Below are 7824 nucleotides of genomic sequence, written 5' to 3'. Positions count from 1 at the left end.
GCGCTCACGGGCCTGCTCGTGACGACGTTCGCGTTCCTCGGCGTCAACATGTTCCTGTCCGGGCTGCACAGCTACGGACAACTCTGAAGCGCGTGCAGTGTTTCCTACCGTGTTCTACCCATGCACTTCGGCGGGCATTACCACTACAAGCCGGAGGCATGCCGGACCAGAATGTCCTGACGAGCATCGCCGCATTGCGGATGTGACGTGGGAGGAACTGCCATGAGACGTGTCTATTTTCTATTGCCGACGGCGCAATGCGCACGGTCGATCGTCGGCGAACTGCTGTCGCTCCGGATCGAGTGGCGGCATATCCATTGCATCGCGAATCACGATGTCATGCGCGACGGCTTGCCGGAAGCCACCCTGGCGCAACGCAGCGACCTCCTGCCGTCGCTCGCGCGCGGCACCGCGGTCGGTTTTGCGACCGGCATGCTGCTGGGGCTGGTCCTTCTGGCGTTCCCGCCCGCGGGCTTGCCGATCGGCGGTGGCGTCGTCGTTGCGATCACGCTGTTCGGTGCGGCCTTCGGTGCATGGGTGGCGACGATGATCGGCGTCGACATGCCCAGCACGCGCCTGAAGCGCTTCGAGGACGGCATCGAGCACGGCGAACTGCTGATGATGATCGACGTGCCGACCGACCGCGTTCACGAGATCGAGGACGCGATCAAGCGTCATCATGCGGATGCGCATCTGCAGGGAGAAGACCCGACCGTCCCGGCGTTTCCATGAACCGTCGGCCGGCCGAACGCCGGCCGCTGCGCGTTGCCGGCCGCCATCGCGTCATGGCGCCGGGCAACGCGTCGTGCGCGCGACGCGGGTGGCGTTGCCGCGCGCAGGCCGCCGCGCGTCTGGCGTGTTTCAACTCGCGGCGAGCAGCCGTTTGTAGCGCGCGAGCACGCGCGGCACGTATTCGCGCGTCTGCGGCAGCGACGGGATGCGATAGCCGGCCCGAATCACGGCGTTTTCCCCGGCGTTGTAGGCAGCGAGCGTGAGCTCGACGTTCTCCTTGAACAGGGTGAGCAGGAAACGCAGATACCGTGCGCCGGTCAGCACGTTGTCACGCGGATCGAACATGTCGCCGCCCGAGAAGCGCCGGGCCGTTTCCGGCATCAACTGCATGAGCCCGAGCGCGCCTTTGTCCGATACCGCCCTCGGGTTGTATCCCGATTCGACGTCGATCACGGCGCGAAGGAGTTCGGGCGGAACATTGAACGCCCGACTCGCCTCGGCAATCACGGCCGAGTACGACGACGCGACAGCCCGTTTCGGCGTGGCCCGCTTCGTCGCGGATTCGGCCGGCCTGGCGACCGCGACGATCACTTTGAGGTTGGCGGTGCCGGGCACGTTGGTGAGGATGATGACCCCGTTGCTCGCCACCGTGCCGAAGATCTGCGCGTGCGCGGCGCATGACCATGCCGCGCCGAATCCCACGCATGCGGCAATGACGGTCTTGCACAATCCGGATGAACGGCGGCGATGCATCTTTCTGGCCTCCTGCATCTGCATTGTCGTGGCCGGGTCATCGCGTCGACAATGGGGCACCCTCCTACACTTCGATGCCGGAAGGGAGGCCCCGCTGCGGCGCTGCAAAACTGTTACACAAGGAATCGCCGGTAACGGGCGGTAATCGGATGAAGTTGACGATCCTTACGCGGAGCAGTTGTTTTCTGCTCAATGCAGCCGGTGTTGCAGAAGAAATCGTTTCCTGCAATGCGGAAGAGATCATAGCGTTCCGCCATCCGTAGTCCTACGGATGCGACCGGCACCCCCGATCGATTCAACCCTGAAACATTCCCGCCATTGCGCGACGTTTACGCAGACGCATGTCCGGCGCGGGCGCTGGCGCGCGGCGCGGTGGCGCGATCCTTGCTCGAACAACGGGCGTGGCCAGTCGCTCGCGAGGCGGGCCATCCGGCCGGACAAACGAAAGCAAACGAAAGCATCATTAAAAGTGTCCGGCACCGTGCAATCGTGAAATCGTGCATTCGGGGCATCGATGTCCGACGTGGTGCAGGCGCGGGAAAATTTGGGGGAAGTCGTGAATACTAAATATCGCGTGATCATTGCAGAGGATCACGATCTATTGAGAAACGGGCTTCGGTCGATGCTTTGCGCACAAGGCGAATACGAAGTCGTCGGCGAAGCGCGGGACGGCAAGGAGGCGTGCCATCAAGCCATGACGCTCGCGCCGGACCTGATCCTGATGGATCTGTCGATGCGCGGGATGAATGGCATCGATGCGAGCGCGACGATCAAGCGTCGAGCGCCGACGATCCGGATCGTCGTGCTCACGGTGCATCAGAACGAGGAGTACGTGCGCGAGGCACTGCGCGCGGGCGTCGACGGCTACGTGCTCAAGGACGTTTCGTTCGACGAATTGCTGCTCGCGATGCGCATGGTCATGCAGGGGAAGAAGCACCTGAGTGCGGATGTGTACGGCTACATGGTCGACTCGTTCGTGACCGGTCGCGAAATGCCCGCGCCGAAAAAGGCCTGGGACGTCCTGACCGCGCGCGAACGCAGCGTGCTGAAACTGATCGCGGAAGGGCGTACCAACCGGCAGGTCGGCCAGTACCTGAACCTGAGCCCGAAGACGATCGAGAAGTATCGGGCGAGCATGATGCACAAGCTCCATCTCGCGAATCTGACTGAACTGGTGCTCGTCGCGATGAACATGGGGCTGTTGACCACGCTGGCGGCGAAATGCGCGGAACCGAACGTGGACGACGTGCCGACGCATCCGGCCGTCGACGGAGGGGCAGACGCAGTCGCGCGGCTGGAAGACTATCCGGCAGGCAGCGCGAAGTGCTGAGCGCGGCTGGAGGTCAGAGCGGCCAGGTCGCCGAGACGTGGGTACCCGTCGTGGCGGACGAGCGGATCGCGAACGTGCCGCCGTGCGACTCGATGCGGTGCTGCATGCCGATCAGCCCGAGCCCCGCCGCGCGCGCGTCGTCCGTCGAAAGCGGGTGACGCTCGTAGCCGACACCGTTGTCGTCGATCGTCAGCCGCAGGCCGCCCGCATCGTGTTGCAGGCCGAGCACGATGTCGGTGGCCTGCGCATGCTTGACGACGTTGTGCAGCGCCTCCTGCGCGACCCGGAACATGTCCGCCTTCAGATGATCCGGAATGTCGTCGTCGTCGACGTCGCAATTGAACTCGACCGACAGCCGGTTCGCGTCGCGCTCGATGCTGCGGCACAGCGAGGCGAGCGCGGCCGGCAGCCCGAGCCTGTCGAGCATGGGCGGCTTCAGTTCGCCGCAGATCCGGCGCACTTCACCGATCGTCTCGCGGATCCGCAACACGGCGACGTCGAGCAGATTCGTCGCGTCGTCGATCTCGCCGCGGCGAATGCGCATGAGCGCGTCCTCATTCATCAGCTTGATGAGTGTCAGTGCCTGGCCGAGCCCGTCGTGCAATTCCGCGGCAAGCCGATGGCGCTCCTTCTGCTGGCCCATCAGCAGATACGTGTGGCAGGCATGCACGCCCGCATCGTTCGCCGCGGCATCACGCCGTTCGGGCTCGGGCGTCACCGGTTCCTCGAACAGCGTCAGCGACAGGTGCGTGTCGGGAAGCGTCTGTTGATGTACGACGAATCGCACGGGATGGCCGCTTCGCCCGCTGAGCATCACGGTGAACGAATGATGCTGAAGAGCGGCGCTCGTGGACAGGTCGTTTGCCAGCTCGGCGTGGGCGTCGTCGGGCACCAGGTCGAATAGATGCCGGCTGACGAGTTCGGCGGTCGTATAGCCGAACAGCGCCGCGGCACTGCGATTGACCGATACGAAGGTGCCGTCGTCCGCGAGAATGGCGAGCGCCGCTCCACGTGCATCGGTGACGACGGCGGTGTGGCGATCGTCGGGACGAAGCGCACCGCGCAGCTTGCGCATCGCATCGATCAGATCGAGCAACCTGATCCGTGGCGCTTCGGGCTGGCGTTCAGTCATGGTAGCTCCTGATGCGCAGTTTTCAGGAAACCGTAAGTTTCCGGTCATTCTAGGACGTGACCGACGCGGGCCGCAACATGGGGATTTCGCGCGTCCGTCATAGGGACATACCTTCCGCGTGCAGTGGGGAATTCAGGCAAGCGGGCATGTCCTACCCGCCTTTGGGGGGCGTCATCCCATGACGCTCGCGATCGAATTCATGACACTGCATTGGCGGGGCACGGAATTGTCCGCTGCCTGGGCGCGCGTGTCAGGGAGGCTGGTATGAACGGGATCGGAAGATCGATGATGGGCGCATTCGTGGTCGCGGGCGTCGCGCTTGCCGCGACGCCCGCGTGGTGTGCGCCCGATGGCAGCGCGATCGAGAACGCTGGCGGTGCGGCCGCGGAAAACGCCGCCGCGAACCCGAGCGTCACGCAGAATGCCGCGCCGGGTGCCATCGAAAGTCTGATGGGAAAGGACATGCAGAATGGTGACGACAATCCCGTCACGAACGCTGCCGACAGTGTCGACGGGAGTGCCGCCGACAGCGCGGCGACGCACACCGCGGAGCACACGATGGACCCGGCTGCCGAGCCCGCGATGCAGCCCGCCGCGGAGCATGCGACGGAGCCGTCTACCGAGCCGGCGACACAGCCCGCCACGGAGCCCGCCACCGAAAGCCCCACGGAGCACGCACCGGCCGCGCCCACCGAAAGCGCCGTGAGCAAGGCCGACTCGCCCATGACCGAGGGTGCGGCCGAAGCCGCCGGCATGCACATGCATCACGCCGTGATGCCGGGCACCGTGCACACGATGGTCCAGTATGCGGAGCCGTCGGTCCAGCTCGTGCGCGACGACGGTCAAGCCGTCTCGCTGCCCAAGGAGCTCGACGACGGCCGACCGGTGATCCTGACATTCATCTACACCAGTTGCACGACCATCTGCCCGATGATCAGCCAGACGCTCGAGCAGCTGCAGGGCGAACTCGGCGCCGACCGCGACAAGGTGCACATCATGTCGATCTCGATCGATCCGGAGGCGGACACGCCCGAGCGGCTCAGGACCTACGCGGCGCACTTCGGCGCCGGCCCCGAATGGCAGCACTACACGGGTACCGTCGACGCCAGCGTTGCCACGCAGCGCGCGTTCAACGTATATCGCGGCGACAAGATGAATCACACGCCGGTGACGTTCGTGCGGGCCGCGCCGGGCCAGCCGTGGCTGCGTATCGACGGCTTCGCGACGCCGACCGAACTGCTCGCGGCCTATCGCGACGTCGTCGCGTCCAACTAGGCGCCGCGTCTCTGCAAGGGAGCGCCGAAATTGGACAACAAGCATCGTGTGCTGATCGTCGAGGACCAGCATCTGTTGCGAGTCGGCCTGAGTCATCTGGTTGCCGAGCTGGCGGACTACTGCATCGTCGGCGCGGCGAGCGGCGGGATCGAGGCCTGCCGTCTCGCCGAGAAGACGCGGCCCGACCTGATCCTGATGGATCTGTCCATGCCGGGCGGCAGCGGCTTCGAGGCGATCGCGACGATCAAGCGCGACGTGCCGCATGCGCGAATCATCGTCCTCACGGTTCATCGCAGCGAAGACAACGTCAGGGAAGCGTTTGCCGCCGGCGCGGACGGGTACGTGGTCAAGGATTCTCCGTTCGCCGACCTGGTTCGCGAGATGCGCTTCGTGATGCAGGGCAAGTGCGTGGTCAGCCTCGACGCGTATCGGGCCCGCGCCGGCCTGCATGGGCTGCGCGACGCGAACGCGCACCGGGCGCGATTGTGGAATGCGCTGACGAATCGCGAGCGCACGGTGTTGCGCCTCGTCGTCGAGGGGCACACGAGCCGGCAGGTCGGCGAGTGCCTGAAGGTCAGTCCGAAAACGGTGGACAAGCACCGTGCCAATCTCATGCGCAAGCTCGGCATCGCGAACCTGACCGGCCTGGTCCACTTCGCGATCGACATCGGCGTCCTCGCGCTGAACGACGACGACCGTATGTAAACACCCCCCAGCGCGGCATGGCCCAACTGGGGGGGATTTACCCATGGGGATGGACGGCACTCCCTACTTCTGACGCGTACCGGCGTGAACAAGAATGCAGTCAACGGCGTCGGCGGTGCCGACGCCGCGGGTCGATACAGGGAGGGAGCCGTGAGCCATGAATCGTCGATCCCGACCGGCCGGCCGGGCCAGCGGCAGCGTGACGAACGACGCGTGTGCCGCGCGCGCGCGAGCCGCGGCTTCACGTTGCTCGAACTGCTCGTCGTGATGGTCATCATCGGCTTGCTCGCCGGGCTCGTCGCGCCACGCTATTTCGAACAGGTCGGCAAGTCGAACGTGAAGATCGCGCGTGCGCAGATCGTGTCGCTCGGCCAGGCGCTGGATCAATACCGGCTCGACGTCGGTGCGTATCCGACGACGGAGGAGGGGCTGGATGCGCTCGTGAACAAGCCGCAAAGCGAGTCGCGGTGGAGCGGCCCCTATCTGCAGAAGGCCGTGCCGGTGGATCCGTGGAATCGGCCCTATCAGTATCGTTCGCCGGGCGAGCATGGCGACTACGACCTGTTTTCGCTCGGCAAGGATGGACGTGGCAGCGGTACCGGCGAGAACGTGACGATCTCGTCGTGGTAGGGGGGCGGCTGCCGCGCGTGTCGTGAGCAGTCCGCAAGGAGAGTCGACGTGAAATTCATGCTGCGGGTATTCGATACGAGTGGCTCGGTGCAGACGCTTCGTATCGACAGCGATTCGCCGGCCAACGCCGCATCGCTCGCGCGAGCGCGCGGCCTTCGCGTCGTCTCGGTCAGTACGGACGCCGGGCGGCAGCGGCGCCGCGCGAACCGGCTCGGGATGCCGGGTGCGCGGTTCGACGTCGACATGTTCGCGCGCGAGCTGGCGGCGCTCCTCGATGCGGGTGTCGGCCTCGTCGACGCATTGCGCACGCTCGGCGGCAACGCGCGGCGCGAAGCGTCCGCACAGGTGTGCCGCGACCTGCTGCGGCATCTCGAGGAAGGGCAGTCGCTGTCGGCGGCGCTCGAGCACGCGAGCCCGATCTTTCCGCCGGTGCTGGTGGCGTGCGTGAGGGCGAGCGAGCAGACCGGCGGCCTCGCCGACAGCCTGACGCGCTATTCGCTCAATAGCGCGACGCTGCGCGAGTTGCGCGCGCGGGTCGTGTCGGCGGCGATTTACCCGACGGTGCTGCTGTTCGTCGGTGCGGCCGTCGTGCTGTTCCTGCTCGGCTTCGTGGTGCCGCGCTTCGCGACGCTGCTCGAACACAGTGGCCGCGAACTGCCACTGATGTCGCGGCTGCTGATGGCGTGGGGCGGCATGGTGCACGCGCACGGCGCCGAGCTGGCGGGCGGTCTCGCGGTACTGGCGGTGGCTGTCGGTATCGCGCTGCGGCGTCCGGCACTGCGAATCTGGCTCGCGGATCGCCTGCTGGCGCTGCCCGGCATCGGGCAACACTTCCGCGTGTTTCGCCAGTCGCAGTTCTATCGCACGACGGCGATGCTGGTCGACGGCGGCATTCCCGCCATTCGCGCGTTCGATCTCGCACGCGGGCTGGTCGGTCGCGCGGACCAGGCCGCGCTTGCGCGCGCGCTGCAGCAGGTCCGCAACGGCGCGAAGATGTCCGATGCGTTCCAGCAGGCCGGTCTCGCGAACGCGATCGGCTACCGCCTGCTGACGGTGGCCGAGAAGACCGGCGGCCTCGGGCCCGTGCTCGACCGGATCGCCGCGTTTCAGGAAGCGCAGGTCTCGCGCACGATCGACCTGATTTCGCGCCTGATCGAGCCCGCGATGATGATCGTGATCGGCGTGGTGATCGGCGGCATCGTCGTGTTGATGTACATGCCGATCTTCGAGATCGCGTCGAGCATTCAGTAGGCCATCCTGGAGCCGC

8 protein-coding genes are annotated in these 7824 nt (G+C 65.9%); 6 read left to right on the top strand and 2 right to left on the bottom strand.

Annotation, left to right across the window (positions count from 1 at the left end; translation table 11 throughout):
• Nucleotides 1-222: 222 nt before the first annotated feature.
• A complete protein-coding gene (locus DIE06_RS28700) occupies nucleotides 223-732 on the top strand; it encodes a DUF1269 domain-containing protein (RefSeq protein WP_124664298.1) in 510 nt (169 codons plus the stop codon).
• A 129-nt stretch (nucleotides 733-861) separates the two neighbouring features.
• Here the strand turns inward: DIE06_RS28700 and DIE06_RS28695 are convergent, their stop codons facing one another.
• Complete coding sequence (locus DIE06_RS28695; RefSeq protein ID WP_124664302.1) at nucleotides 862-1485, bottom strand: lytic transglycosylase domain-containing protein; 624 nt, start codon at nucleotides 1483-1485, stop codon at nucleotides 862-864.
• Between the two features lie 556 nt (nucleotides 1486-2041).
• On the opposite strand from DIE06_RS28695, the gene DIE06_RS28690 reads away from it, so the two are divergent.
• Entirely contained in the window at nucleotides 2042-2815 is a 774-nt protein-coding gene (locus DIE06_RS28690) for a response regulator transcription factor (RefSeq protein ID WP_124664297.1), read from the top strand.
• A 13-nt stretch (nucleotides 2816-2828) separates the two neighbouring features.
• Here DIE06_RS28690 and DIE06_RS28685 read toward each other — a convergent pair whose 3' ends face one another.
• Nucleotides 2829-3947 carry an ATP-binding protein gene (locus DIE06_RS28685; protein ID WP_124664296.1) on the bottom strand — a complete coding sequence of 373 codons (1119 nt, stop codon included), beginning with the start codon at nucleotides 3945-3947 and terminating at the stop codon, nucleotides 2829-2831.
• Nucleotides 3948-4649: 702 nt separating this feature from the next.
• Here DIE06_RS28685 and DIE06_RS28680 point away from each other — a divergent pair.
• From DIE06_RS28680 to DIE06_RS28665, 4 genes are all read left to right on the top strand, one after another.
• Nucleotides 4650-5222, top strand: coding sequence for an SCO family protein (locus DIE06_RS28680; protein WP_409364523.1), 573 nt, complete (start codon nucleotides 4650-4652; stop codon nucleotides 5220-5222).
• Nucleotides 5223-5252: 30 nt separating this feature from the next.
• Nucleotides 5253-5927: a response regulator transcription factor gene (locus DIE06_RS28675; protein WP_124664295.1), complete on the top strand. Its 675-nt coding sequence runs from the start codon at nucleotides 5253-5255 to the stop codon at nucleotides 5925-5927.
• Nucleotides 5928-6095: 168 nt separating this feature from the next.
• Nucleotides 6096-6557: a type II secretion system major pseudopilin GspG gene (gene gspG, locus DIE06_RS28670; protein WP_409364522.1), complete on the top strand. Its 462-nt coding sequence runs from the start codon at nucleotides 6096-6098 to the stop codon at nucleotides 6555-6557.
• A gap of 48 nt (nucleotides 6558-6605) precedes the next feature.
• Nucleotides 6606-7808: a type II secretion system F family protein gene (locus DIE06_RS28665; protein ID WP_124664293.1), complete on the top strand. Its 1203-nt coding sequence runs from the start codon at nucleotides 6606-6608 to the stop codon at nucleotides 7806-7808.
• The last annotated feature ends 16 nt before the right edge of the window (nucleotides 7809-7824 follow it).

This window comes from Burkholderia sp. Bp8998 (assembly GCF_003854235.1).
Classification (GTDB): domain Bacteria; phylum Pseudomonadota; class Gammaproteobacteria; order Burkholderiales; family Burkholderiaceae; genus Burkholderia.
This window is presented reverse-complemented; position numbering and strand designations above follow the sequence as displayed.

What these genes read in the sequence shown, in the direction of transcription:
- DIE06_RS28700 (WP_124664298.1), top strand. Translation starts at nt 223, where the DNA reads ATGAGACGTGTCTATTTTCTATTGCCGACGGCGCAATGCGCACGGTCG.
- DIE06_RS28695 (WP_124664302.1), bottom strand. Translation starts at nt 1,485, where the DNA reads ATGCATCGCCGCCGTTCATCCGGATTGTGCAAGACCGTCATTGCCGCA.
- DIE06_RS28685 (WP_124664296.1), bottom strand. Translation starts at nt 3,947, where the DNA reads ATGACTGAACGCCAGCCCGAAGCGCCACGGATCAGGTTGCTCGATCTG.